Below are 26,470 nucleotides of genomic sequence, written 5' to 3'. Positions count from 1 at the left end.
CGTAGGAGACAGGTGGAATTTCAGCGCAACTATTGCGCTATTGCGCGAAATACACCGCAATGCAACTGCTTTGCGCAATAACCTATGAGTTACAGCGCACCAGCAGCGCCAAAATAGCGCGGTAGCCCTCATATGATTGCGTTGAGCCACCTCAGCGCCTCCCGGTCTCTGGAGCGCCCTTCTGGCCCAGCTTGGGAGAAAATCGCATCGGCTGGATGAACTTGCGCACGTAGCGAAGGAAGGTCTCGTAGCGGCACGAAAGGCGCTTGGTCTCCCTCATGTGCTCCCAGATCGTGCGGTAGGCATACCCCGCGTCGATAGCGGCTTTCACATCTGCCTGAACAGCGATGAATTCGGCCCTCGCATCCCGCTTAGTCGAATCAGGCGAGTTACCGCCTTCTTTTACCCACTGTGCAATCTTTTCGAGAATGTCACTCATTGCTGCCTCATACTAGAAATCTGATCAACAAATCAAAAACTTTTTAGGCGAAAGAATTGCAGAAGCAAAATATTCATTTCCAATTCACACATCGTCGACTTTCCTTCACTTGATACTGACTCCGGGACGACGGGCTTGGTCACCTGAGGACTTGCGCGCCTCTATCCATGCCTCAATCTCGGCCAAGTCCCAAGCCACGTTGCGACTGGTCAGCGCAAATCGACGTGGAAATTCACCTCGAAGTTCCAGATTGAAAATCGTGCGATCGGACAGCGGAATCATCGCCAGCAGTTTTCGGCGATTGATAAGGGTCTTACCCTTGGACGCCTCTGTAATCGAGTGTAGTGGCTTATCTGTTGCTTGCATCATCTTGAACATTCACTCACCTACCAATGAGTGCCTGATAGTACTCGCAGAGATCGAAAATTCAGCAACTTAATTATCCAATTAGGTTGACATCCGACTCATGATTCCTTGTTGTATGTTGTAGTGGACTACAACATACAATACTTTACAAAAAACAAACGTGTTTGAAGGGCAAGCTACGCAATGCGGTTAGCGTCACCCCAAAATTAACGCACGTTATTGCAACGTGAATGGTCACTTCTGCCTTCTGCGCGGCTCATGCAGTACCCCATGCAATTTCACCGCTCATGGGTCCGCGAGACAGGCCGGAGGGGACGCCGCCGCAAAGCGGTAGAGACCCTGCCGAGGAGCCCCGGTTAAGTCTTCAGCGATGAAGTGCCGGAAGGCACGAGATGCAGGAATCGAGTTATCCACAGGCCCGCGACGTTAAATGTATTCAAGTTAAAACAGTTAAACGCGCGCGTGTGTTACAGGGCATATAAGTCTCTGTTTCGCAAGGAATAATGGGATGCTCATGCAGCTGAAGGCACGAAGAGGAACGCAGGTGAAGGCACGATGCAGATGCAGTTGAAAGCACGTGTCGATCCACAGGGGGTGCAGGTGAAAGCACGAAGCTATCAACAGGAAGCGGATGCCCTGAAGTCAAATTCATGTGAAAGCACGTGCTCTAAACAGAGCCACAGATCAGCCAGATCGCTCTCCAATCCTTCGACTGTGAGCACTCCCTCCAGCCAGCATGCTCGTGGTTAAACACTGAGGCTGTTAGAGGAATTGGGACAGAACGTCACCATGTCGCGGTTGTTGTCGAACGCCACGAGAAAGTCGGGCAGAGCGCCGGACTCGGCGAGTGAGCGGATCGCAGCGCGGAAATTCCGCAGCGCATCAGTGCTACCACTCTTTTGATACAGAACAGCAAGCGACACGCGCCAGCTTGGTTGACGGCCGCAGTGCTTCCGCGCCAGCTCGTAGATGCGCCGATCTATCGGTTTGCGCACTCGATAATAGCTGCACGCGAGGGTGAGTATCTCTCCAGAATTAATAGCCCCGAACAGCCATTCTGGCAAAGTAACTTCCATCGATGCCATGCGGCCGTCATCAGGTGATTCGATGATCTTTGCGGACTCAACCAAGCCCCAAAACTCACGAATCCGACGCCCACCTGTTTCGATGTTTGTTTCGACACGAGTCCCAGTGAGTCGAGCAAGCATCTCGCCAGCTCGCTTGTAAGCTTGACCACTGGTGTCCCGATAGGTGGTTTTGAGGAAGTCGTGCATGGTGAAGCGTACCGTGCGAGATATTTCTGCCCCTCGATTTTTAGCCTCGACGAGTTGACTTGCACAGTAAAGCCACAAGTCCTTGTCGTGGATCGTGGCGCAACCGTCCGGGCCAGGCTTTACTGTGACAGTATATCCGTTGCGCTCATAATTTCGCACACGCTTATCTCCAGCCCTAAGCGCAAATAGTGGATGCTCCATGCTGGCAAGATCGCCCTTCGGCGGGACATCCGGGAGACCAAGGGTAACGAAATCGCGGCGCTCAGCTTGGTTTTCCGTGGTGCTTTCTGTCGCTTTGTATGTCGGGGGCACGCTCATTTTTTTAAACGCGAGCGTGACACCCTTGATTGAGAGAGATGCAAGTCTGGCATGTGCAGTTTTCAGCAGTGAACCAGAACGCTAACCGCCACCTGACTTTATTTCAGCAGGATAGTTGTACAATTAAGTTGACATGGAAACAGAAGATCACATAAAAACTCGCCTTGGGCGACATTACATCTCTATATGGAATGGTTGCGCACCCAGCGTAGCGGATGCCATCAAAGAGTTCAGGGAGCGTTGGGCTCCTTACTCCGTCTCGTCCCGGCGGTACTCTATTTTTGACTTGCTGGGAAATTTGATTGATCCAGCCATCAATGAATATATCGAAAGCCTCCCGCCGAAGTACAAAAACTATCTGAATTTTTCTACCAGACTGATCCGGGAGGTCGGTTTTGATGTCATGCTGTTATCGCAGCGCCATTGTCTGCGTCAGTTCTTAGCGATTGAATCCACGTTGACTCACAATGACACGCAATTTATTGCAACTGTTGAGTCATTGATAGAGCTGATTTTCTGCTGTCGCGCCAAAAGACCAAAAAGATCCAAGCCACCTGGTGATAAGCAACGCCTTTTGAACACCCAGCGCCCTCAAGGGTTTTGTAGATTCTGTGGCTCTTTGACGGAATTAGCCTCGCTCATCAAACACGGAAATTGGCCTCAAGGTGATCAAGAAAAACTGCGGTTGAGTCACCGCTACTGCGCAGAGCACAGGCCGGTGTTTTCGGATGGCACTCAGAATCCCGCCTATCGGCGTGCCATGAGATCGATCGACCATTTTGACACCGAGCTGCTCCGCCTAGGACGACAAAATGCCAATTTAAAAAGACTGCAAGCTCAATCGGGGAATCAAGCGGTTGATTGTTACATCCATAGCCAAGTAACTCAAAAATTCTTGGAGATACCGGCCGATCTGGATGAACTGCGGAATCAGGCTCGCTGGATTGCTGATAATCGGTTGACTGACCGCAAGAAGATTATTCTTACAATGACCGCTTTGGGTCATAATCAATCACAAGTTGCCAAAGCTCTTGGAATCAGTCGCCAAGCCATTTCAAAAGCGCTAGCGACCATCCCGGACGCCTTCCGGCTCGATGAAACACACTGACAACAATTGACTTTGATGAAGTACTTTTTAGCCGCTAAAAGCCGTGAGGACAGCTGAGACTTGCTGAATGGCTTAGGTTTGTGGCTGGTAGAGGACAATTTTTAGCGGCTAAAGCGCTTTTGGATAGTCCCGTGGTCGTCTTGTCTACCCGGTCTAGCCGCATGCGGGAGCTACTGACGATTGGTGGGCTCATCTTTAGCAGCTAAAACACCTTCTTGCCCCCTACGCGCTTCATGGCGGGGCTGTTGCCGCAGGGGACATGCCAGTTTTAGCGGCTAAAGCCCCTTCTTGGCCGTCCACTCGTCGATCATGTCCGCCCAGTCCTGCAGCATTGCCCGGCGCTGATCGCGGTATTCGGCCTTGTTGTAGACGGCTCGCACGCCCTTCTGTTCGTGCGCCAGACACTTCTCGATCCAGTCGCTGTTGTAGCCCGCCTCGTGCAAAAGCGTGCTCGCTGTACGCCGCAGGTCATGCGGACCGAACTTGTCGAGCGGCATCCCTTCTTTCTGTGCCAGACGGTATGTCAGCGTGAGCACCTGGTTGAGCGTGGCGCTGCTCATCGGCGAGTCTGAGTCGCAGCGTGACGGCAGCACGTAGTCCGAACCACCCGCGAAGGTTTTCAAGGCGATGAAAATATCCAGCGCCTGCCTGGACAGAAAGACCAGGTGGGGATTGCGCCGCTTCATCCGTTCCTTCGGAATCGTCCAAAGCGCTTCGCTGAAGTTGATTTCACTCCAGGTTGCATGGGTCAGCTCGCTCTTGCGCACCATTGTCAGCAGCAGCAGCCTGGCAGCCGCACGGATGGAAGGTGTGGTCCCAATGCGCTCGATGTACTGGTACATCAGCGCAATTTCATCCGGCGCCAGCGCACGGTCGCGCGGCTCGAACTTGGCGATGCTTGCGGGGCGAACCAGATCGGCCGGGTTATCGACCTTCTGGCCACGCTCGATGGCCCATCGGTAAACGTGAAGCAACACCTCTCGGGCATGTACGGCTGTGGCTGGCGCGCCCCGTTCCACGATGGCATCAGTCAGCGCCCGCAAGTCCTCATGCGTGATTTCGGCCAGTTTCTGGTTGGCAAACTTGGGCTTCAGCTCACGTTCATAGACCGCCCGGCGCATGTCACGGGTGGAGTCGGCCATCTGATACCCCCGTAGCCACTTCTCAGCCCACGCGCCAAAAGTCTCAGCATCTTTCACGCGGGCCTTGTCTCGCGCCTTCTCCTTCGCCGGCGACTTGCCGTTGGCGATCATCTTTTTGGCGTCCGCCAGCTGCTCGCGAGCTTCGGCCAGCGTGATCCCTCCGACGCCATAGCGTCCGAAGGTGATGGTCTCCTGTCGGCCGTTGATCGAGTAGTTGTAGCGAAAGGAGATCGCCCCCGCCGGGGTGACGGCCACATAGAGGCCATCGCGGTCGTTCACCTTGTAAAGCTTGTCCTGCGGCTTCAGGTTGCGCAGCTTGGTATCAGTCAGCATGTTCTCGGTCCCAATAGGTCTCCGATACCATGCTCTAAGCAGCCCCTCGTGAAGTCATTTACAAGTTATAAAACAATGACTTATGCGATTTCAATACCATGATTTCTTGCGGCCTCACGATATGGTATCGGACTCATTCATGGCATCGAAGACACATAGCACCATTCAGGATGCCATGAAAAAAGTCTGCTTAGACGTGCCAGACGTTGCCAGTCAGTGCCGCATCAAAAGACAAAAAATCCAGCAAAATCTAGGGCTTAGATGTTTTTCAGTGCCTGACGATGCCAGTCACTGCCAGACGCGGGATCATTCCCACTCAATCGTCGCCGGCGGTTTGGAGCTCACGTCATACGTCACGCGGTTGATGCCGCGCACTTCGTTGATGATGCGGCTGGAGACTTTTTTCAGCAGCGCATAGGGCAGTTCGGCCCAGTCGGCGGTCATGAAATCGCTGGTCTGAACGGCGCGCAGGGCCACGACGTAGTCGTAGGTGCGGCCATCGCCCATCACGCCCACGCTTTTCACGGGCAGAAAAACGGTGAAGGCCTGGCTGGTGAGGTCGTACCAGCTTTTGCCGCTGGCCGGGTCGATGTGGGCGCGCAGCTCTTCGATGAAAATGGCGTCGGCGCGGCGCAGCAGGTCGGCGTAATCCTTCTTCACCTCGCCCAGGATGCGCACGCCCAGGCCCGGGCCGGGGAAGGGGTGGCGGTAGACCATGTCGTGCGGCAGGTCCAGCGCCACGCCCAGCTCGCGGACCTCGTCCTTGAACAGGTCGCGCAGGGGCTCCAGCAGCTTCAGGCCCAGCTGCTCGGGCAGGCCGCCGACGTTGTGGTGGCTCTTGATGGTGACGGCTTTCTTGCTCTTGGCGCCGCCCGATTCGATCACGTCCGGGTAAATGGTGCCCTGGGCCAGGAAGGTGGCGCCCTTGTGCCCCCCTGATCCGGCCTTGAGTTTCGCCGCTTCGGCCTTGAACACGTCCACGAACAGGCCGCCGATGATCTTGCGCTTCTGCTCGGGGTCGGTGACGCCCGCGAGCTGGCCCAGGAAGAGATCGCTGGCGTCCACGCGGATGACGCGGGCGTGAAGCTGGCCTTCGAACATCGCCATCACCATGTCGCCCTCGTTCAGGCGCAGCAGGCCGTGATCGACGAAAACGCAGGTGAGCTGGTCGCCAATCGCGCGGTGGATCAGCGCCGCCGCGACGCTGGAATCCACGCCGCCCGACAGGCCCAGAATCACCTCTTCGTCGCCGACCTGGTCGCGAATCTTTGCCACAGCTTCTTCGACGTGGCCCTGCATGATCCAGTCGGGGCGCGCGCCGCAGATGCCCAGCACAAAGCGCTCCAGCAGCGCCTTGCCCTGCTGCGTGTGCGTGACTTCGGGGTGGAACTGCACGCCGTAGTAGCCGCGAGCCTCGTCGGCCATCCCGGCGATGGGGCAGCTGGGCGTACTGGCCATCAGCCTGAAGCCCGGCGGCAGCGCGGTGACCTTGTCGCCGTGGCTCATCCAGACCTTCAGCATGCCGTGGCCCTCAGGCGTGGCGAAATCCTGCAGGCCGTCCAGCAGTTTTGTGTGACCGTGGGCGCGCACTTCGGCGTAGCCGAACTCGCGGCTGTTCGAGCCCTGGACCTGACCGCCCAGCTGCTGCGCCATGGTCTGCATGCCGTAGCAGATGCCCAGCACCGGCAGGCCCAGCGCCCAGACGGCGTCCGGGGCGCGGTCGTCCACCTCGTAAACGCTGGCGTGGCTGCCGGAGAGAATGATGCCTTTCAGGGCGTGATCGCGGGCGTAGGCGCGCAGCCAGTCGTCGCTGACATCGCAGGGGTGGACTTCGCAGTAGACATGCGCCTCGCGCACGCGCCGCGCGATGAGCTGGGTGACCTGCGAGCCGAAATCGAGAATGAGGATGTGGTCGTGTTTCATGATGGATGGCTCGTTGAGGCGGGATCCGGATGCTGGTCTAGCAGGGCTTGTACAGCTTGGGCCAAAGGGCCGAGATGCAGATCGATCACACCCTGTATCGTCAGAGGGTCAATATCCCCCAGATAATTGTGAACCAGTATATTTCTGAAGCCACTGATTTCACGCCATGGAATAGCGGGATACTCTTTTTTGAGCGATTCAGGCAGTTTCTGCGTTGCTTCGGACAGGGTCTGAAGATGACGCAGACTGGCGGCATAAAGCACTTCGTCTTCGAGTGTGCCGCGTTCCTGGATGCGTATGATTTTTGCAATAGCGTCCAGAATATGACGTGCGTAGGGCGTCCATGATTTACTCACAGATCAATTGCTTCCGTTAAAACTTTGTCCCGAATAAAGGGATTGAGTTCGTGCTCTGGAACCAGATCAACATTGCGCTGAAGCAGGCCGCTGAGCGCCTGAGTGAGTGAAATGCGCTGCGAGAACAGATCGTATCCCGGGGCAAGCTGCACCAGGAAATCCACATCGCTGTCAGGCGTTTCTTCGCCACGTGCGACCGACCCGAAAACCCGCAGTCTTTTTGCCCCATGCTGGGCCGCCAGCTGCTGGAGGCTGGGTTTAAGTCTGCGGATTTGATCCAGCAGCATAGACAATCTCCCAAATCAGGGTTTCTCACTTTATCAGCAGGCAACCCACTCAGGGGGCCGTCTGGGTGGCGGCAGCGGCGGGTGCGCCTGCCTGCGGGTGCTGCGCAAAGTAGCGGTGGGCCACCCAGGCGCTGACGCCCTGCAGCGCGGCGCAGAAGAAAAAGGGCAGGCCCAGCCAGAAGGCGTCGCGCGGCAGGTGCGACACGGTGGCCAGCAGTGGCGTGGCGATCAGCGGTGCAATCACGGCGGCCAGGCTGTTCAGCGAGGAAATCGAGCCCATGGTGCTGCCCTGTTCGCTGGCCTTGACCGCGCCGGAAATGACGCTGGTGATGGCCGCCTGCGCGCCGCCGCCGACCAGGCCACCGATGACGATGGCCAGGTACATCTCCCAGCCTTGCGTCGCCAGGCCAAAAGCCAGGTAGGTCAGGCAGCTGGCGGCCAGACCGCCCACGGCGAGCGTGCGCGTGGAAAAGTGCTTGAGCAGATGGCGCAGCAGCACGCCCTGGACGATGGCCGACACCAGCCCGACGGTGAACAGCGAATAGCCCACCTCGCGCGGACCCCAGCCGAAGCGGAAGTGCGTGTACAGCACCCAGCAGGTGTGCAGTGCAAACTGCGCCAGCGTTGCCAGGCCCGCCACCAGAATCAGCGGCCGCACGGTTTCCAGCTTCACCAGGCGCGAGAACGTGGCCAGCGGATGCACCTTGCGCCACTGGAAGGGCTGGCGCCGTTCGGGCGGCAGCGATTCGGGCAGGACGAAACAGCCATAGGCCAGATTGATCAGCGACAGCGTTCCGGCCACGAAAAATGGCAGGTGCAGGTGGATGGAGCCCAGAAAGCCGCCCAGCGCCGGGCCCAGGATGAAGCCGATGCCGAACATCGCGCCCAGCAGCCCGAAGCGCCGGGCGCGGTCCTGCGGCGGCGTGATGTCGGCCACATAGGCGTTGGCCACGGCGGCGTTGCTCTGCATGGCACCGCTGAAGGCGCGCACCGCGATGATCATCCACAGCGCGGTCGCCAGGCCGGTGACGAAAAAGCTGGTCGCCAGGCCGCAGAAGCCCAGCAGCAGCACGCGGCGGCGCCCGTAAGCGTCGGACAGCGCGCCCAGCACCGGCGAGCCAAAGAAGTTGGCCAGCGCAAAAACGCCCGTCACCACGCCGTACCACCAGGTCTGCGCGGTGGGGTCGGTGGTGAAGGTGCCGACCAGGATGGGCAGCACCGGCACGATCAGGCCGATCGAAATCATGTCGATCAGCACGGTCACCAGAATGAAGGGCATGGCCGCAGCGCGGCCCCGGGGGGAAGTGGTGGACGGCATGACGTCCATCACTCCATGCGGTAGTTGGGGGCTTCCTTGGTGATCTGCACGTCGTGGACATGGCTTTCGCGAATGCCGGCCGTGGTGATCTCGACGAAAGCGGCGTTGTCGTGCATCTCGGCGATGCTGCGGCAGCCGCAGTAGCCCATGGCCGCGCGGATGCCCCCGGCCATCTGGAAAATGATGCTCAGCACCGAGCCTTTGTAAGGCACGCGGCCTTCGATGCCCTCGGGCACCAGCTTCTCGGCGGAGGGGCTGGTGGCTTCGTCGTTTTCCTGGAAGTAGCGGTCGGCCGACCCGGCCTTCATGGCGCCGATCGAGCCCATGCCACGGTAGGCCTTGTAGCTGCGGCCCTGGTAGAGGATGACTTCGCCCGGCGCCTCTTCGGTTCCGGCGAACATGCCGCCCATCATGACGGTGTTGGCGCCTGCCGCCAGCGCCTTGGCCACGTCGCCCGAGTAGCGGATGCCGCCATCGGCGATCAGCGGCACGCCCGTGCCGTGCAGCGCCTTGGCCACTTCGGACACGGCGGTGATCTGCGGCACTCCCACGCCCGCGACGATGCGCGTGGTGCAGATCGAACCCGGCCCGATGCCGACCTTGACCGCGTCCGCGCCCGCCATCAGCAGGGCCTTGGCCGCGTCGCCGGTGGCGATGTTGCCGCCGATGACATCCACGTGCGGATAGTTCTGCTTGACCCAGCGCACGCGCTCGATCACTCCGGCGCTGTGGCCGTGGGCGGTATCGACCACCAGCGCATCGACCCCGGCCTTGACCAGCGCGGCCACGCGCTCTTCGGTGCCCTCGCCCACGCCCACGGCGGCGCCGCAGCGCAGCTTGCCGTGCACGTCGCGCGCGGCGCGCGGGAAGCTGGTCTGCTTGGTGATGTCTTTCACCGTCATCAGGCCGCGCAGCTCGAAATCGCGGCTGACGACCAGCACGCGTTCGAGCTTGTGCTCGTGCATCAGCTTCTTGCCGTCCTCGATGGTGGCGTTTTCGCTCACGGTGATCAGGCGCTCGCGCGGCGTCATGATCTGGCGCACGGGCACGTCGGTGCGGGTTTCAAAGCGCAGGTCGCGTCCCGTGACGATGCCCACCACGCGGCCGTTCTCGATCACCGGAAAGCCCGAAATGCCATGCTGCTCGGACAGCGCAATCACCTGGCGCACCGGCATGTCCGGGCCTATGGTGATGGGGTCCCGTAAAATGCCCGATTCATAGCGCTTGACCTTGGCCACTTCGGCGGCCTGCTGCGCGATGCTGAGGTTTTTGTGCACGATGCCCATGCCGCCTTCCTGCGCCATGGCGATCGCCAGGCGGGCTTCGGTGACGGTGTCCATGGCGGCCGAAACCAGCGGCAGGTTGAGCTCGATGTTGCGGCTCAGCAGCGTGGTCAGCGAGGTGTCTTTGGGCAGGACGTTGGAAAAAGCGGGGACCAGCAGCACGTCATCGAACGTGAGGGCTTTGCCGAGCAGGCGCATGGGTTTCTCCAGTCAAAACGGGATTATAAAGAATCAGGCCCGGTCCCTGTGACCGGTGGGAGTGCATATGCAGGTGCTGGTCGGCGACCTTCAGGGCTGCCACACGGAATGGACGGATCTGATGGCGCGCCTTGGCTTTTCGCCTTCGCGCCACCAGATGCTGCTGCTGGGCGATCTGGTTAACCGCGGGCCAGATTCGCTGGCGGTGCTGCGCCAGGCCATGGCGCTGGGCGACGCGCTGCAGGTCGTGCTGGGCAACCACGACATCCACCTGCTGGCGCGCGCGGCCGGCGTGCGCGCGGCCGGGCGAGGCGATACCCTGGACGCGCTGCTGGCCGCGCCCGACGCCCCGGCCCTGCTGGACTGGCTGCGCACGCGCCCGCTGGCCACGGAGCTGGGCGGCTGGCTGGCCGTCCACGCGGGCGTGCTGCCCACCTGGAGCCGGGCGCAGACGCTGCGGCTGGCCGCCGAAGTCCAGGCCGAGCTGTCCAGCCCCGGCTGGCGCGATTACCTGGGCCAGGTGTTTGGCAACGAGCCGCGCGTCTGGCATGAGAGCCTGCGCGGCGCCGACCGCCACCGCTGCATCATCAACACGCTGACGCGGGTGCGCTTTGTCGGCCCTGACGGCGCGCTCGATTTCAGCACCGGCGACGGCCACATCCCCGGCCAGCAGCCCGCTCACCTGCTGCCCTGGTTTGATGCGCCAGGCCGTGCCACGGCGGGCGAGCGCATCGCCTTCGGGCACTGGTCCACGCTGGGCCTGCTGCAGCGCCCCGGCCTGCTGGGCCTGGACACCGGCTGCGTGTGGGGCGGGCGGCTCAGCGCCGCCGTGCTGGGCGAGGCCACCGTGGAGATCGTCCAGGTGGCGTCGCGCCAGAAGGCTTTTACGGCACAGACTGCCGTGGCACGGCCACTTACAGCACAAAGCGCGACAGATCCTCGTCCTTGGCCAGTTCGCCCAGGCTCGCGTTGACGGTGGCGGCGTCGATGGTGACGGTTTCGCCGCTGCGGCTGGGGGCGTCAAAGCTGATCTCGGCCAGCAGGTGCTCCATCACCGTCGAGAGGCGGCGCGCGCCGATGTTCTCGGTGCGCTCGTTGACCTCGAAAGCGATCTCGGCCAGGCGGCGGATGCCTTCGGGGGTGAAATCCAGCGTCACGCCTTCGGTGGCCAGCAGCGCCTGATACTGGCGCGTCAGGCTGGCCTGGGTGCTGGTCAGGATGGCCTCGAAATCGTCGACCGACAGCGATTTCAGCTCGACCCGGATCGGAAAGCGGCCCTGCAGCTCGGGGATCAGGTCGCTGGGACGCGCCAGGTGAAAGGCGCCGGAAGCGATGAACAGCATGTGGTCGGTGCGAACCATGCCGTATTTGGTGCTGACCGTGGTGCCTTCGACCAGCGGCAGCAGGTCGCGCTGTACGCCCTGGCGCGACACGTCGCTGCCCTGGGCCTCGCTGCGCGTGGCGACCTTGTCGATCTCGTCGATGAAGACGATGCCGTTCTGCTCGGCGCTGTGCACGGCGGCGCTGCGCACCTCGTCCTCGTTGAGCATTTTGGCCGCTTCCTCTTCGGTCAGCAGCTTGAGCGCTTCGGCGATGCGCAGCTTGCGCGTGCGCTTTTTGCCGTTGCCCAGGCTGGCGAACATGCCCTTGAGCTGCTCGGCCATTTCCTCCATACCCGGCGGGGTCATGATTTCCATACTGGCCTTGGGCTCGGTCAGATCAAGCTCGATCAGCTTGTCGTCGAGCTGGCCTTCGCGCAGGCGCTTGCGGAATTTCTGGCGCGTGTCGCTCTCGGGGCTGGCGTCGATCACGCTGGCGTCGCTGCTCTCGGGGCGCGATCCGGGCAGCAGCGCGTCCAGCAGGCGGTCTTCGGCGGCGTCGGCGGCGCGGGCGGTGTGGCGCTGCATGGCCGCTTCGCGGGCCTGCTTGACGGCGACATCGACCAGATCGCGGATGATGGTGTCCACATCCTTGCCGACGTAGCCGACTTCGGTGAACTTGGTCGCTTCGACCTTGATGAAGGGCGCATCGGCCAGGCGCGCCAGACGGCGGGCGATTTCGGTTTTGCCCACGCCGGTCGGACCCATCATGAGGATGTTCTTGGGCGTGATTTCGCTGCGCAGGCCGTCTTCGACCTGCTGGCGGCGCCAGCGGTTGCGCAGGGCGATGGCCACGGCGCGCTTGGCGTCCTTCTGGCCAACAATGTGGGTGTCGAGCTCGCCGACGATCTCTCTGGGCGTCATGCTCATGGGGTCAGCTCTTCGATGGTGTGGTTGTGGTTGGTGTAGATGCACAGGTCGCCCGCAATGGACAGCGACTTCTTGACGATGTCCACGGGCGACAGCTCGGTGTTCTCCAGCAGCGCGCGCGCCGCGCTGTGCGCGTAGCTGCCCCCCGAACCGATGGCGACCAGGCCCTGTTCGGGCTCCAGAACGTCGCCGTTGCCGGTGATGATCAGGCTGGCCTCGCGGTCGGCCACGGCCAGCATGGCCTCCAGGCGGCGCAGGACGCGGTCGGTGCGCCAGTCGCGGGTGAGTTCGATGGCGGCGCGCACCAGATGCCCCTGGTGCTTTTCCAGCTTGGCCTCGAAGCGCTCGAACAGCGTGAAAGCGTCGGCGGTGGCGCCGGCGAATCCGGCCAGCACCTGGCCTTTGTACAGCGTACGCACCTTGCGCGCGCTGGCCTTGACGACGATGCTGCCCAGCGTGACCTGGCCGTCGCCGCCCAGGGCGACATGTCGGCCTCGGCGCACGCTCAGGATGGTGGTGCCGTGATAGGACTCCTGGCTCATGGGGAAAACCCTTTGCAGACTGCGTTGATGGACAGGGCTCAGATTTTACGCAGTTGCATGTAAGCCACTTCGTGCAGGCCGTTGGCCTGCAGGAAAAAGGCCGCCAGGCGGTTGATGCCCTGCAGCTGTACGGGGGACCCGGCCGCGTGCTGGCGGCGGGCCCAGTCGCACAGCGAGCGCGCCGCCGCCGCGTCGATCCAGACCACGCCGCTGGCATCGACCAGCCAGGGGCCGGTGCCAGGCGGCTGCAGGCGGGCCAGCGATTCGGTCAGTGGCCCGCGCAGGGCTCCGCGCAGGGCAGGGCCGCCGCGCCGGGCGCTGTCCAGATCCTCCTGCGAAATCAGTGCCACGCGCGCCATCGGCACGGTCCAGCTGCGCAGGTCGGGCAGATCGTGGCCTTCGCGCTCCCGGGCGTAGGCGCTCAGGGCGTCTTCGAAAGGGTCTCGCCGGTCCAGCAGGTTGAGCACGGCGGCGCGCAGCTGGCGCCAGGCGAAGCCCTGGGTGACGGGGCTGGCCTCGACCTGCTGGACGATCAGCGCCAGCAGGCGCTCGCCGCCCAGCCAGCGCATGTCCAGCGAGCGGTTGATCCACAGCCGCACCAGACGCGCCAGGCTGGTGGCGGCTTCCAGATCGAGATCGGTCAGGGCCGACCAGTCCAGCACCACCCAGCTGCCCCAGTCGCTGCTGCGCGGGTCCAGAGCGGCCATGTCGGCGCCGGTCAGCACGGCGGGGCAGCTCCAGTCGACGTGCGTGGGCGCCAGAAAGCGCGACAGGATCTCGCTTTCGCCGCCGGGCAGGCCTTCGTCCTGCCAGTCGGGCACCGGGCGGCTGAAGTTCAGCGCGTACTGCTGGGCCTGGCCTTCGAAGCGGCGGCGCTGGTGCGTGACCTGCAGGAAATCCAGCCAGGCCTGCCACAGACCGTCGTCGCGGCCGGGCTGGCTGAGCATCTGGGTCAGGCCCGAGAGCTGCCGCTCGACCGCTTCCAGCCGCCCTTGCGAGAAGGCCTGCACGACTTCATCCAGCCGCGGATCGGCGCGTTCGGTGGCATCGATCCAGTGATTTTCGCTGTGCATCCAGCCCTGGGGCAGCGGCTGGTCGGGCGGCGGTGCCAGCGCCGTGGCCACACTGGGCGGCCCCTGGCCGGGCGGATCGTCGGCCAGCAGGCTGCCGGGCGATGCCATCGCGCCCGCAGGATCGGCCCAGAGGCTTTCGCCGCTGGCCATCAGGCGCCTCTCGACCCGGAGGCCATCCACCCGGGGGTCGAAATGGCTGATCTGGCCGGGTACGGTTTCGGGGTTGTAATCGCGTTGCAGGTGGGTGGACAGGACCGAATCGGACAGCAGACCGGCCTCACCCAGCGGTCTGGCCCGGGCGGTGGGGCTGACCGGGCTGGATTCGGGCGGTGGCGTCGTGGCGTGCAGCGTGGGCGCATCCGTCGTGCCAGGTCTGTCGGGCGCGCCGGGCGTCTCGGGCGGGGTGCCGCGCAGGATGGGATTGAAAGGGCGGGCTGCAGGCGCGGGGCCCACCATCTGCTCCTCCAGCACGCGGATCTTGTCGCGCACCAGCGGGTCGTTGCTGACGGGCTCGTCCGGGCTGTCTTCGTCGTCCAGGCGCGAGCTGGCGCCCAGCGCGTGCAGCTGCTCCAGCGACAGGCCTTCGCGGCGGGCGCGGCGCAGCAGATCGAACTCGCGCTTGCGCACGAAATCGTTGCGCCGCTTGCGCTCGATCATGGCTTTCAGGGCCGCGCGCTCGGAATCACTGACCGCGCCGGTCGGACGGCTGCCCGCCAGCTCGGATTCGGTCGCCCAGCGCGGCAGATCGGCCGAGAGCGTGGGGGAGGGCAGACTGCCCAGCCCGCTGGGCGGATTCTGAGCGCTGTCCTGCAGCAACGATGGCGTTACGCCGGGCAGGCTGCTCAGCACGCTGGCCTCGTCCGTCTCGGCACGGCGACGCCACCAGGCTTTCAGCGTGCCCAGCAGTCCGGGGGGAGAGGCGTCATGCCCGGAGGGCGGCTGGGTGCTCATGGTGCGACCAGCATAGCGCGGCTTTCAGGCGGCCAAGGCGTGAATTCGGCGGCGAAAATCAGTCACCAAACATTTTCTGCTTCAGTTCGCGCCGCTGCTGGGCCTCCAGCGAGAGACTGGCCGTGGGGCGCGCCAGCAGGCGGCGCAGGCCGATGGGCTCGCCGGTTTCCTCGCAGAAGCCGTACTCACCGCTGTCCAGCCGCGACAGCGCCTGGGTGATCTTGCGCAGCAGTTTGCGCTCGCGGTCGCGGGTGCGCAGCTCCAGCGCGTGCTCTTCCTCGATGGTGGCGCGGTCGGCCGGATCGGGCACAAGAGAGGTTTCCTCGCGCAGGTTCTCGGTGGTCTGGCCCGCGTTGCTCAGCAGGTCGTCGCGGGTCGAAACCAGCAGGTGGCGGAAAAACTCCACCTGCTGGGTGTTCATGTAGTCGTCTTCCGGCATGGCCAGGATCTCGTCCTGGGTCATTTCGGCGCCGGACCGGGAACTGCTCTTGCCGCTTTTGGGGGTCGTTTTGGTCATCGTCTTGCTTAAACCCCCGGCAGGAATGCCGGGCGGGTGGATTGTAGGGGCAAGCGCGTCCGCTGCGGTCTGTTGCAGGCTGGGGGTTTGCCCCTGGAGAACCCCCTGCCCTGAAGGGTTGAAATCCCGGCCCGTCAGCGGGCCACGCAGTTCTCCAGGCCTTTGAGCAGGATCTCGCGCGGCAGATCAACGCCGATGAAGACCATGCGGCTGGTTTTGGCCTCGCCCGCTTTCCAGGGGGCGCCCAGATCGCTGCCCATCATCTGGTGCACGCCCTGGAAAATCACCTTGCGCGACGTGCCCTTCATGTGCAGCACGCCTTTGTAGCGCAGCAGGTTGGGGCCGAAAACCTGCACCACGCCGCCCAGGAAATCCTCCAGCTTGGCCGCGTCCAGCGGCTTGTCGCTGCGGAAAACGAAGGATTTCACGTCGTCATCGTGATGGTGGTGGTGGTGCGCGTGGCCGTGGCCATGATCGTGCCCGTGATGGCAGGCCTCGGTGTGGACGTGGTCCTCGTGGCAGGCGTGATCGTGGTCGTGCCCGTGATCGTGGTCATGATCGTGCTTGCACTGGCCGTGCGCGTGGTCGCAGTCTTCGTGGCCTTCGGCCTGCGGCGCATCCTTGACACCCAGGAATTCGGGGTCGAACTCCAGCTTGGCGTCCAGGTGAAAACCGTGCAGATCCAGCACTTCGGCCAGCGGCACCTCGCCGAAATGCACGGCACGCTGCGGCGCGCGCGGGTTCATTTGGTAGATGCGCGCGCCCAGGGCGTGCAGCGCGGCCGGTTCGACCAGGTCGGCCTTGGTGATGAAAATCTGGTCGGCAAAGCCAATCTGGCGGCGCACTTCCTGACGCTCGTCAAGCTGCTGGGGCGCGTGCCTGGCATCGACCAGGGTCAGGATGGCGTCCAGCACATACTGACCCGCGATTTCGTCGTCCATGAAAAAAGTCTGCGCCACGGGGCCGGGGTCGGCCAGGCCGGTGGTTTCGATGATGACGCGGCTGAAATCCAGCAGGCCCTTGCGGCGGCGCTCGCCCAGATCGCTCAGGGTGGCGCGCAGGTCTTCGCGGATCGAGCAGCACACGCAGCCGTTGGACAGCTGCAGGATGTGCTCCTGGGTGTCGACCAGAATCTCGTTGTCGATGTTCTCTTCGCCGAATTCGTTCTCGATGACGGCGATCTTGTGGCCGTGGCTCTCGCCCAGCACGCGCTTGAGCAGCGTGGTCTTGCCGCTGCCCAGAAAGCCGGTCAGGATGGTGACGGGCACGGGGCTGTTCTGGCCGGGTGTTGCGGGGGTGGTCATGGCATCTCCTTGCAGGAACGTCGCCCGCGCCGGACGGGCAGGGCAGACGGTGCGGCATTCTAAGGCCAGGCCCGAATTCGGGTATCCTTGCCCGGTCACTGTGTTGCAAGAAGGCAGACCTCGTGTCAGAACATCCTGCGGGCGGGTCTTCCGCCCCCGCTGCTGGTGCCCCGGACGCCGCCCAGAGCGGCAAAAAGGGCTTTTTCGAACGCCTGATGGGCCGCTGGAGCGGCGAGCCCGACGCCATCGCCGACCGCGCCGCGCTGCTGGCCGCACTGGGCGCCGCGGCCGACCAGGCCATCATCGACCGCGAATCGCACGCCATGCTGTCGGGCGTGCTGCGTCTGGCCGAGCGCAGCGCGGCCGACGTCATGGTGACGCGCAAGCGCATGGATCTGGTCGATATCGCCATGTCCTACGACGCCATCCTGTCGCTGGTGCTGGAGACGCGGCACTCGCGCTTCCCCGTCTACGAGGACGATACCGACCGCATCATCGGCGTGCTGCTGGCCAAGGATCTGCTGATGCTGCAGCGCGCGCCTGAACTGAATCTGCGCACGCTGCTGCGTCCGGCCATGTTCGTGCCCGAATCGAAAAACCTGGCCGAGCTGCTGCGCGAGTTCCGTGCCGAGCGCAACCACATCGCCATCGTGGTGGACGAGTTCGGCAGCACCGCCGGGCTGGTCACGATTGAAGACGTGCTGGAAGAAATCGTCGGTGAAATCGAGGACGAGTACGACGAGGAAGACGAAGAAGACCGCGAGAGCATCGTCTCCATGGCCGACGGCAGCTGGCGCGTCTCGGGCGACACCGACATCGAAGCGGTCAACAAGGCCTTTGGCAGCGCCATCGACGACAGCGATTTCGACACCATCGCGGGCTGCCTGACGCACGCGCACGGCCAGTTGCCCGTCAAGGGACAGATTCTGGCGGTGGACCGCGAAGGGCGTCTGCTGGATACGGCGTCCAGCGGCTCTCCCGCGCCTTATCTCACCTTTCAGGTGATGCTGGCGCGCGGCGGCACGGTGCGCTGGTTTCGCGTGCGCACGGCCGTGCCCGTGGCCCCCGACCGCCCGGCCAGCGCGGTCTGATTCCTTTTTATGGTTGAGCGATTCGGCCTGACGCTGCGCCCGGCCCTGTCCGCTGCGCTGGCGCTGCTGGGCGGTGCGCTGCTGGTGGCCGCCTTCGCGCCGCTGGAACTGTGGGGGCTGCAGCCGCTGCTGATGGCCGGGCTGTACGCCCTGAACCGCCACGCCCGTCCCGGCCAGGTGCTGCTGCAGGGTTGGCTGTTTGGACTGGGCTGGCTCAGCGTCGGGCTGTGGTGGCTTTATATCAGCCTGAACACCTATGGCCACCTGCCGCCTGCGCTGGCGGCGGGCGGGGTGCTGCTGCTGTGCGCGGGGCTGGCGCTGTATGTCGCGCTGGCGCTGGGCTTCTGGGCGCGCTGGCTGCGCCGTGAGGGGGGGCCGGGCGTGGCGGTGCTGAACGCCCTGTCCTGGTCAGCCATGATGCTGCTGGCCGACGTGGCGCGCGGCACCTGGCTGACGGGTTTTCCGTGGATCGCGCAGGGCTACGCGCACACCACGGGCCTGTTCGCCGGTCTGCCGCTGTGGCTGGGCACTTACGGCACGGGCTTTGCGGCCACGCTTTCGGGGGTGGCTCTGGTCGAGCTGGTGCTGGCGCGGGCAGCCCTTCAGCGTCTGGCATGGGCGGGCACGGCGGCTTTGCCTGTGCTGCTGTCGCTGACGCTGCCGCAGGCCTGGACAACGCCGACTGGCGCGCTTCGCGTGCGCCTTTTTCAGACGGCCATTGATCCGCTGGTGAAGTTCCAGCCCGCCGAAATCAGCCAGGCCTTGACCTGGCACCAGCGCATCGTGCGCGAAGCGCTGGGTGCGCCCCAGGGACAGAGCCCGCAGCTGCTGCTGACGCCCGAAACCTCGGTGCCGCTGATCGCCAGCCAGCTCGATGCTTCCTGGTGGCAGGCGCTGGCCCAGCCGCTGCGCGAGCGGGATGGTGTGGGCGGCGAGCCCCGGCACGCGCTGCTGCTGGGCGTGTTCACGGGCGACGAGGCGCGGGGCTACACCAACACCGCTGTCGCAGTGACGGCGCAGTGGCCTGATTCGGCGGGGTCGGCTTCGTTGGCTGTTTCGCCGTTCCAGGGTTCTGCGCCGCTGGGCGTGGATGCGCCGGGCGATTCTTCCGGGGGGCCTTACCTTTATGGCAAGCGCCACCTGCTGCCGTTTGGCGAGTTCGTGCCGCCGGGTTTTCACTGGTTCGTCAGCCTGCTGGGCATCCCCATGAGCGACCAGACGCCCGCCAAAAGCGCCCCCGTGCTGCGCGTGGCCGGGCAGCGCGTGCGCCCGCTGATCTGCTACGAGGATCTTTTTGCGCAGGATGTGTCTGACAGCGTGCGCGGCACGCCGGACGACGCTACCGTGCTGGTCAACCAGAGCAACCTGGCCTGGTTTGGCCCGCGCCTGATCCAGGCCCAGCACCTGCAGTTTTCGCGCATGCGCGCGCTGGAATTCCAGCGGCCGCTGGTGCGCGCCACCAACACCGGCGCCACGGCGGCGGTGGACGAGCGCGGCCACGTCACTGCCGCGCTGCCGCCCGATCAGCCCGGCCAGCTTGATGTGACCGTCACCGGCCGCACGGGCCTCACCCCCTACGCGCGCTGGTTGGCCGCGTGGGGCCACGCGCCGCTGGTGCTGCTGGCTTTGGCGCTGGTGCTGGCTGCCGGCCTGCGCCGCAGGACGCTCTGAAGGACATGGACATGATCCGATCCTTGCTGATGATTTCCGTCGGTGCCTCGCTGGGCGCCTGCCTGCGCTGGGGCCTGGGCGTGTGGCTGAACGCGCTTTTCGCGCCGGTTCCGCCCGGCACCTGGGTGGCCAACCTGCTGGGCGGCTATCTGATGGGCGTGGCGCTGGCGGTGGCCAGCCACTGGCCCGGTCTGCCGCCGGAGTGGAAACTGCTGGTGATGACCGGCTTTCTGGGCGGGCTGACCACGTTTTCCACCTTCTCGGCCGAAGTCACGACGCTGATCCAGCAGGGCCGCCTGGCCTGGGCCATGGGAGCGATCGCGGCGCACGTCTGTGGCTCGCTGGCCATGACCGCGCTGGGCCTGGCCACGGTGGCGCTGTGGCGCCAGGCCTGACCGGCTGGATACCGCGCAGGAGACTTTCATGGACACGACTTCCGCTGATTCTTCTCCCCGCATCGCCGTGGTGACGGGCGCCGGAACCGGCATCGGCCGCGCCGTCGCGCTGGGCCTGCTGGGCGCGGGCTGGTGCGTGGCGTTGCTGGGGCGCAGGCTTGCGCCGCTGCAGGACACGGCCCGCCGCGCCCCGCACGCGGATCGCACGCTCTGCCTGCCCACGGACGTCAGCGACGCCGATGCCGTCGCGCACGCCTTCACCGCCATCGTGGCGCAGTGGGGTCGGGTGGATCTGCTCTTCAACAACGCGGGCACGTTCGCGGGCGGCGGTCCGCTGCAGGACGTGACAGCGCAGACCTGGCGCGAGGTGATGGCGGTCAACCTGGACGGTGCCTTCTTCTGCGCGCAGGCCGCTTACGCGCAGATGCTGCGCCAGAGCCCGCCGGGCGGACGCATCATCAACAACGGTTCGGTCTCGGCGCAGGTGCCGCGCCCGCACGCGGTGGCCTACAGCACCAGCAAACACGCCATCAACGGCCTGAGCAAATCACTGGCGCTGGAAGGCCGCGCACACGGCATCACCTGCGGCCAGATCGACATCGGCAACGCCCTGACCGAACTCACCGCCGACATGCCGCGCGGCATGCTCCAGCCCGACGGCCAGCGCCGCCCCGAAGCCACCATGGGCCTGCAGCCCGTGGTCGACGCCGTGCTCTACCAGGCCCACCTGCCGCCCGGCGTCGCCGTGCCCTTCATGACCGTGATGGCGGCCGGGATGCCGCTGGTGGGGCGGGGGTGAGGGACGGCTTGGCGTCGTAGGGCACGAAGTCGTTGCTGTCCCGGGTCAGAAGCTGCATCAGTTTCGGGTGGATGAACAGCTTCTCCTTGCCCGCAGACGCTTCGCTCAGCACACCCAGCGCGGCGAGCTCTTTGAGATAGCGCGATGCGGCCTGGCGCTGTGCGACGCCCTTTTCGGCCAGATTGGCGATGCGGCAGTAGGGCTGCTCAAAAATCACATCCACCAGCTCCCGGCTGTAGATTTTGGGCCGCTGGTTGCGGACGTATTCGGTGGTGTGTTCAGCGAGACGGCGGATGGCGCCGATTTTTTCGGTTGTCCATTGCGCGGTGGCTGCCACGGCCTCCAGCATGAACAGCACCCAGGCGGTCCAGTCCTGATCGCGCGTCACGCCGATCAGCAGCCGGTAGTAGTCGGCCTTGTGGGCGATGATGTGGCGGCTGAGGTAAAGAATGGGCAGGTTCAGCAGGCCTGTTTCGATCAGGAACAGGCTGTTGAGCACCCGCCCGGTGCGGCCATTGCCGTCGATGAACGGGTGGATCGCCTCGAACTGGTAGTGGCCGACCGCCATACGGATCAGCGGATCGAGGTCCTGCTGGTTGTGGAGGTAGTTCTCCCAGTTGGCCAGCAGGTCGCGAAGCCGGGATTCGCCTTCGGGGGGCGTGTAGATCACCTCGCCCGTGCGGTCGTTGGCGAGCTGGGTGCCGGGCGTGCGCCGGATGTCCAGATCGGTGGCTTTCAGGGTGCGGCATATTTCAACTGCCGTAGCGGTGCACAAAGGGCGGGTTTTGAGCGACAGGAAGCCTTGGTGCAGGGCCGAGCGGTAGCGCAGCGCCTCCTTGGTGGCGTGATCGGCCGATCCATCGCCGTGCACATGCCGGAATAGCTGGTCGGTGGTGGTGACAATGTTTTCGATCTCAGAGCTGTCCTTGGCCTCCAGCAGCGGGATCGTGTTGATCAGCATGGTCTGGTTGGGAATCAGCTTTGCGGCCTGCTTGAGCTCCGCCAGCGCGGCACGCGCCGTGATGCAGGCGCGCAGCACGGTTTTGGTCTCGACATCGGCTACTGGCGGTAGCAGGGGGAGCTGGTTGTAGGCGACATCTGCCCGCCAGCCGAAGTCTTGGCAGATCATCGGGCTGTCCTTGGCGCTAAAAAGGGGTTTGGGCGACACACGCCCTCCATCATGTCGATGTTTTGCTGTTTTGTCGACACGTTGTGGGAATGTGTCGCTGGCAGCGACATGAGACCCCGCCCCGGCTGTCCTCCGGGTCCAAGGTTTTATTCCCGCACTTCCTCCACCCCCAGCGTTTCCTGGCGCTCCACCAGCGCGATCAGGCGGTCGATGTTGGGGTGCTTGCCGGGATTCTGTCGGGCGTCTTCAGTGTGCTCGGCGTAGAGCGCCAGGCCCGCCTGCGCGGCGGCGGGCGTGATCCGGCTGCCGTGCTGTGCGGCCAGCGCCGCGTAAACGCGCAGCGATCCGGCCTGCCCTGGCCGCTGGCGTCGCGCAGGACGAGCGCGGACAGGTGATCGCAGGCGGGCAGGGCGGCGAGTTGCTGGGCGAAGTTCATTGCGGGCTTTCGTCTTTCGGTGGAGGGATCGGTCCGCACTGACTGCGCGGTCCGTTCGGTCAGCGTGGTCGGCGGGTTAATATTGAAGCTGGCCCCAGGCCTTCTGCAGGCGCTTGACGCTGACGGGCTGGGGCGTGCGCAGCTCCTGCGCAAAAAGGCTGACGCGAAGCTCTTCAAGCAGCCAGCGGAAATCGTTCAGGCGCTCGTCGGTTTTGCCGCCGCTCTGGCTGTGCTGCTCGTGCAGGCGCTTCCAGAAGGGGGTTTCCAGCGTGCGCAGCTCGGTCATGCGCGCCAGATCGCGATCCGGGTCGGCGCGCCATTTGTCCAGGCGCAGCGCGATGGCCTGCAGGTAGCGTGGAAAGTGCTGCAGCGTGCTGTAGGGCGTCTGGCGCACGAAACCGGGGCCGACCAGGCGCTGGAGCTGCTGCTGAATGTCGCTGACCAGCGCGGGCGCGGCCTTACTGTCCTTCAGACGGCGCTGCAGGCCAGACCAGGTCTGGACGATCTGCCCGGTCAGGCGCGCCACCTCCTGCGCGATCAGCGTCAGGCGCGGGCGGCCCTCGGTCAGGCAGCGCTCGAAGCTGGCGGCGTCGGTGGGCCAGTCGCCCGCCAGAAAGGCACGGCTGATGGCCACATCCAGCACCTGCTGGCGCAGCAGGTCGGCGTCACCCAGCGGCACAAAAGCCATGGCGGTGGCGTGCCAGTCGGGCAGGTTGCGGTCCAGATACTTCAGGCTGTCGCGAATCTGCAGCGCGATCAGTCGGCGCAGCCCTTGCGCGTGCAGGGCGCGTGCGGCTTCGGGCTCGTCGAGCACGTCGATTTCCACCTGCGTGCCTTTGTCGATCAGCGCGGGGAAGCCGACCAGGGTCTGGCCTTTGCGGCGGATCTCCATCAGCTCGGGCAGCTCGCCGAAGGTCCAGGCGGTATAGGCCTGGCTGGCGTCGACCGCCGGGGCGGACGCCGAAGGGGCGGGGGCGGGCGCAGTCGCCTTGCGTCCTGCGGGCGCGGGAGCCGAGGTTGCGTCTGACGCAGGTGCCGGTTTAGCTGCCGTTTCCGGGGCCGTCCGCGTCGCCGCCAGGCGCAGCTGGGCCAGCGCCTGGAAGGCGGTGCGCGCCTGGCCGCCCAGCTCGGCCTGCAGCGCGCTGACGTTGCGCGACAGCCCCATCTGGCGTCCGCTGTCGTCGATGACGCGCACCAGCATCAGGTGATGAGCGGGGAGCTGGTCGGCGCGGAAATCGTTGCGCGACACCACCAGCTGGATCTGCTGGCGGATGGCGGCGGCCAGCGCGTCCAGAAGATCGCCCTCGCCGAAGGCGGCGGTCTCGCTGAACACGGTGGCGAACTCGGCCAGCGGCTGCAGGCGGTGGCGCGGGCGCCCCGGCAGATTCTTCAGCAGCGCCAGCACCTTGGCGTGCAGCATGCCGGGCACCAGCCAGTCGCAGCGCGCAGCGCTGACCTGGTTGAGCACATAGAGCGGCACCGTCACCGTCAGGCCATCGCGGGCGTGACCGGGCTCGTGCAGGTAGCTGGCGCTGCAGTCGATGCCGCCCAGACGGACGGCGTGCGGGAAGTTGTCGGTGGTGATGCCGGCCGCTTCGTGGCGCATCAGCTGCTCGCGGTTCAGGCAGAGCAGTTCGGGGTTCTGGCGGCTGGCGTGGCGGTACCAGCGCTCCAGCGTGCGTGCGCTGCACACGTCATCGGGCAGATTCTGATCGTAGAAGGCGAAGATCAGCTCGTCATCGACCAGCACGTCCTGGCGGCGCGCCTTGTGCTCCAGCTTTTCCACGCTGGCGATCAGCTTGCGGTTGTGCAGCACGAAAGGCAGTTTGCTGTCCCAGTCGCCATCGACCAGGGCGTGGCGGATGAACATCTCGCGCGCCTTGGGCAGATCGACGGTGGCGTAGCGCACGCGGCGGCCGTGGTAAACCTGCAGGCCGTAGAGCAGGCCGCGCTGCAGGGCGACGACTTCACCGGCTTTTTTCTCCCAGTGCGGCTCCTGCATCTGGGTCTTGATCAGGTGCCCGGCCAAGCCCTCCAGCCAGTCGGGTTCGATGGCGGCGAGGCCCCGGCCGTAGAGCCGCGTGGTATCGACCAGCTCGGCGGCGACCAGCCATTTGCCGGGTTTTTTGGACAGCTGTGCGCCCGGGTGGCGGTAAAAGCGGATGCCGCGCGCGCCCAGGTAAGCCTCGCCCTCGTCGCTTTTGCAGCCGATATTGCCCAGCAGACCGGCCAGCAGCGACAGGTGCAGCTGCTCGTAGGTGGCGGGCAGGGTGTTGACGCGCCACTGGTGCTCCAGCACCACGGTGCGCAGCTGCTGGTGGGTGTCGCGCCACTCGCGCACGCGGCGCGGGTTGATGAAATGCTCGCGCAGGTGCTGGTCGAACTGGCGGTGGCTCAGGCGGTGGCCTGCGGCGGGCGGCTGACCGGGGGCGCTTCCCGGCGCCTCGCGGTTGCGGCTGGCGTCCAGCCAGCGCCACAGCCTGACGGTGGACAGGAATTCCGAGCGCTCGTCCAGAAACACCTTGTGTTTCTGGTCCGCCGCCTGCTGCTGCTCGGGAGGGCGGTCGCGCACGTCCTGCACCGAAAGCGCCGACGCAATGATCAGCACCTCGTCCAGCGCCTCGCGCTGACGCGCTTCCAGCAGCATGCGCCCGACGCGCGGGTCCAGCGGCAGGCGGGCCAGATCGCGGCCGATGGCACTCAGGTGGCCGTCATCGTCCAGCGCGCCCAGCTCGGCCAGCAGGTCGAGGCCGTCGGCGATGGCCTTGCGCGGGGGCGGTTCCAGAAAGGGAAAATCGTGCACATCGCCCAGGCGCAGGCTTTTCATGCGCAGGATCACCCCGGCGAGTGATGAACGAAGAATCTCCGGGTCGGAAAAGGCCGGACGCGCCGCGAAATCGGCCTCGTCATACAGGCGGATGCACACGCCGTTGGACACCCGCCCGCAGCGCCCGGCACGCTGGTTGGCTGCGGCCTGGCTGACGGGTTCGATGTGCAGCTGCTCGACCTTGTTGCGGTAGCTGTAGCGCTTGACGCGCGCCAGGCCCGTATCGACGACGTAGCGGATGCCGGGGACCGTCAGCGAGGTTTCGGCCACATTGGTCGCCAGCACGATGCGCGGCGCGCCGTGGGCTTCAAACACCCGTTCCTGCTCGGCCTGCGACTGGCGCGAGAACAGCGGCAGGATCTGCACGCCCGGCGGATGATGGCCGCGCAGGTGGTCGGCGGCGTCGCGAATCTCGCGCTCGCCGGGCAGGAAGACCAGCACGTCGCCAGGCCCCTGGCGCCACAGGTCATCCACCGCGTCGGCAATGGCGTGGTTGACGCTGTAGTCGCGGCTGTCCTCGAAAGGCATCCAGCGCTGCTCGACCGGAAACAGCCGCCCCGACACCTGGAAGACCGGCGCCGGGCCGCGCCGCGACGCAAAGTGCTGCGCAAAGCGGTCGGCGTCGATGGTCGCCGATGTGATGATGATTTTCAGATCGGGCCGGCGCGGCAGCAGCTGGCGCAGATAGCCCAGCAGGAAGTCGATGTTCAGGCTGCGCTCGTGCGCTTCGTCGATGATCAGCGTGTCGTAGGCGCGCAGGTCGGGGTCGGACTGCGTTTCGGCCAGCAGCACGCCGTCGGTCATCAGCTTGACGCTGGCGCCGCTTTGCAGGCGGTCAGCGAAACGGATCTTGTAGCCCACGACCTCGCCCAGCGGGGTTTTGAGCTCCTCGGCGATGCGCTTGGCCACGCTGGTCGCGGCAATGCGGCGCGGCTGGGTGTGGCCGATCAGCCCCTGGCCGCCCGCGCCGCGCCCGCGCCCCAGCGTCAGCGCGATCTTGGGCAGCTGCGTGGTCTTGCCCGAGCCGGTCTCGCCGCAGACGATGACGACCTGGTGCGCGCGGATGGCTTCCGCCAGATCGTGGCGGTGTGCGCTGACGGGCAGGGCGTCGTCAAACGCGATGGGCGGAATGGGGTGGGCC

The 26,470-nt window shown here is 64.7% G+C and carries 23 protein-coding genes; 6 read left to right on the top strand and 17 right to left on the bottom strand.

Annotation, left to right across the window (positions count from 1 at the left end):
* Positions 1-151 precede the first annotated feature (151 nt).
* The 3 genes from RV045_RS13205 to RV045_RS13195 form a co-directional block, all read right to left on the bottom strand.
* Complete coding sequence (locus RV045_RS13205) at positions 152-439, bottom strand: TraK family protein (RefSeq protein WP_423236258.1); 288 nt, start codon at positions 437-439, stop codon at positions 152-154.
* A gap of 105 nt (positions 440-544) precedes the next feature.
* Positions 545-817 (bottom strand): helix-turn-helix transcriptional regulator, encoded by a 273-nt coding sequence (locus tag RV045_RS13200; protein WP_479722907.1) that lies wholly within the window; start codon positions 815-817, stop codon positions 545-547.
* A 734-nt stretch (positions 818-1,551) separates the two neighbouring features.
* Complete coding sequence (locus RV045_RS13195; protein WP_423236257.1) at positions 1,552-2,391, bottom strand: replication initiator protein A; 840 nt, start codon at positions 2,389-2,391, stop codon at positions 1,552-1,554.
* A 139-nt stretch (positions 2,392-2,530) separates the two neighbouring features.
* Here RV045_RS13195 and RV045_RS13190 point away from each other — a divergent pair, with 139 nt between their 5' ends.
* Positions 2,531-3,505, top strand: coding sequence for a helix-turn-helix domain-containing protein (locus RV045_RS13190; RefSeq protein WP_423236256.1), 975 nt, complete (start codon positions 2,531-2,533; stop codon positions 3,503-3,505).
* Between the two features lie 275 nt (positions 3,506-3,780).
* Here RV045_RS13190 and RV045_RS13185 read toward each other — a convergent pair whose 3' ends face one another.
* From RV045_RS13185 to guaB, 6 genes are all read right to left on the bottom strand, one after another.
* Positions 3,781-4,980, bottom strand: a complete 1,200-nt coding sequence (locus RV045_RS13185) for a tyrosine-type recombinase/integrase (protein ID WP_423236255.1) — start codon at positions 4,978-4,980, stop codon at positions 3,781-3,783.
* A gap of 306 nt (positions 4,981-5,286) precedes the next feature.
* Positions 5,287-6,903: a glutamine-hydrolyzing GMP synthase gene (gene guaA, locus RV045_RS13180; RefSeq protein ID WP_423236254.1), complete on the bottom strand. Its 1,617-nt coding sequence runs from the start codon at positions 6,901-6,903 to the stop codon at positions 5,287-5,289.
* A complete protein-coding gene (locus RV045_RS13175; RefSeq protein ID WP_423236253.1) occupies positions 6,900-7,259 on the bottom strand; it encodes a HepT-like ribonuclease domain-containing protein in 360 nt (119 codons plus the stop codon). The genes guaA and RV045_RS13175 overlap by 4 nt, the downstream gene beginning before the upstream one ends.
* Positions 7,256-7,546 carry a nucleotidyltransferase family protein gene (locus RV045_RS13170; RefSeq protein WP_423236252.1) on the bottom strand — a complete coding sequence of 97 codons (291 nt, stop codon included), beginning with the start codon at positions 7,544-7,546 and terminating at the stop codon, positions 7,256-7,258. The genes RV045_RS13175 and RV045_RS13170 overlap by 4 nt, the downstream gene beginning before the upstream one ends.
* A gap of 49 nt (positions 7,547-7,595) precedes the next feature.
* Positions 7,596-8,864, bottom strand: a complete 1,269-nt coding sequence (locus RV045_RS13165) for an MFS transporter (RefSeq protein WP_423236251.1) — start codon at positions 8,862-8,864, stop codon at positions 7,596-7,598.
* 8 nt (positions 8,865-8,872) lie between these two features.
* The gene (guaB, locus tag RV045_RS13160) at positions 8,873-10,345 is read right to left on the bottom strand and encodes an IMP dehydrogenase (protein ID WP_423236250.1); all 1,473 of its coding nucleotides are present in this window, start codon (positions 10,343-10,345) and stop codon (positions 8,873-8,875) included.
* 67 nt (positions 10,346-10,412) lie between these two features.
* Between guaB and RV045_RS13155 the strand changes: the two genes are divergently transcribed.
* Positions 10,413-11,318, top strand: a complete 906-nt coding sequence (locus RV045_RS13155; protein ID WP_423236249.1) for a symmetrical bis(5'-nucleosyl)-tetraphosphatase — start codon at positions 10,413-10,415, stop codon at positions 11,316-11,318.
* On the opposite strand, the gene hslU is transcribed toward RV045_RS13155, so the two are convergent.
* The 5 genes from hslU to RV045_RS13130 form a co-directional block, all read right to left on the bottom strand.
* Positions 11,260-12,594, bottom strand: a complete 1,335-nt coding sequence (hslU, locus tag RV045_RS13150; RefSeq protein ID WP_423236248.1) for an ATP-dependent protease ATPase subunit HslU — start codon at positions 12,592-12,594, stop codon at positions 11,260-11,262. The genes RV045_RS13155 and hslU overlap by 59 nt on opposite strands.
* Complete coding sequence (gene hslV, locus RV045_RS13145) at positions 12,591-13,136, bottom strand: ATP-dependent protease subunit HslV (RefSeq protein ID WP_423236247.1); 546 nt, start codon at positions 13,134-13,136, stop codon at positions 12,591-12,593. Before hslV ends, hslU begins: the two co-directional genes overlap by 4 nt.
* A 38-nt stretch (positions 13,137-13,174) precedes the next feature.
* A complete protein-coding gene (locus tag RV045_RS13140) occupies positions 13,175-15,160 on the bottom strand; it encodes an STAS domain-containing protein (RefSeq protein WP_423236246.1) in 1,986 nt (661 codons plus the stop codon).
* Positions 15,161-15,218: 58 nt separating this feature from the next.
* Positions 15,219-15,677, bottom strand: coding sequence for an RNA polymerase-binding protein DksA (dksA, locus tag RV045_RS13135; RefSeq protein ID WP_423236245.1), 459 nt, complete (start codon positions 15,675-15,677; stop codon positions 15,219-15,221).
* Positions 15,678-15,811: 134 nt separating this feature from the next.
* A complete protein-coding gene (locus RV045_RS13130) occupies positions 15,812-16,981 on the bottom strand; it encodes a CobW family GTP-binding protein (RefSeq protein ID WP_423236244.1) in 1,170 nt (389 codons plus the stop codon).
* Positions 16,982-17,103: 122 nt separating this feature from the next.
* Here RV045_RS13130 and RV045_RS13125 point away from each other — a divergent pair, with 122 nt between their 5' ends.
* The 4 genes from RV045_RS13125 to RV045_RS13110 are packed head-to-tail and all read left to right on the top strand — an operon-like array spanning position 17,104 to position 20,937.
* Complete coding sequence (locus RV045_RS13125) at positions 17,104-18,072, top strand: transporter associated domain-containing protein (protein ID WP_423236243.1); 969 nt, start codon at positions 17,104-17,106, stop codon at positions 18,070-18,072.
* Between the two features lie 9 nt (positions 18,073-18,081).
* Entirely contained in the window at positions 18,082-19,743 is a 1,662-nt protein-coding gene (gene lnt, locus RV045_RS13120; RefSeq protein ID WP_423236242.1) for an apolipoprotein N-acyltransferase, read from the top strand.
* 11 nt (positions 19,744-19,754) lie between these two features.
* Positions 19,755-20,138, top strand: coding sequence for a fluoride efflux transporter CrcB (gene crcB / locus RV045_RS13115; protein WP_423236241.1), 384 nt, complete (start codon positions 19,755-19,757; stop codon positions 20,136-20,138).
* Between the two features lie 28 nt (positions 20,139-20,166).
* Positions 20,167-20,937, top strand: coding sequence for an SDR family oxidoreductase (locus RV045_RS13110; RefSeq protein WP_423236240.1), 771 nt, complete (start codon positions 20,167-20,169; stop codon positions 20,935-20,937).
* On the opposite strand, the gene fic is transcribed toward RV045_RS13110, so the two are convergent.
* The 3 genes from fic to hrpA form a co-directional block, all read right to left on the bottom strand.
* Positions 20,891-22,066 (bottom strand): protein adenylyltransferase Fic, encoded by a 1,176-nt coding sequence (gene fic, locus RV045_RS13105; RefSeq protein ID WP_423236239.1) that lies wholly within the window; start codon positions 22,064-22,066, stop codon positions 20,891-20,893. The two genes, RV045_RS13110 and fic, sit on opposite strands and share 47 nt — an antisense overlap.
* Before the next feature lie 146 nt (positions 22,067-22,212).
* Positions 22,213-22,389, bottom strand: a complete 177-nt coding sequence (locus RV045_RS13100) for a DUF2322 family protein (protein WP_423236267.1) — start codon at positions 22,387-22,389, stop codon at positions 22,213-22,215.
* 189 nt (positions 22,390-22,578) lie between these two features.
* Positions 22,579-26,470, bottom strand: a 3,892-nt coding sequence (gene hrpA, locus RV045_RS13095; RefSeq protein WP_423236238.1) for an ATP-dependent RNA helicase HrpA, incomplete at its 5' end; no start/stop codon positions are given.

The organism is Amphibiibacter pelophylacis, assembly GCF_037688875.1.
Classification (GTDB): Bacteria; Pseudomonadota; Gammaproteobacteria; order Burkholderiales; family Burkholderiaceae_C; genus Amphibiibacter; species Amphibiibacter pelophylacis.
Note: the sequence above shows the minus strand (reverse complement) of the source record. Positions and strands in the feature narration are given on the sequence as shown.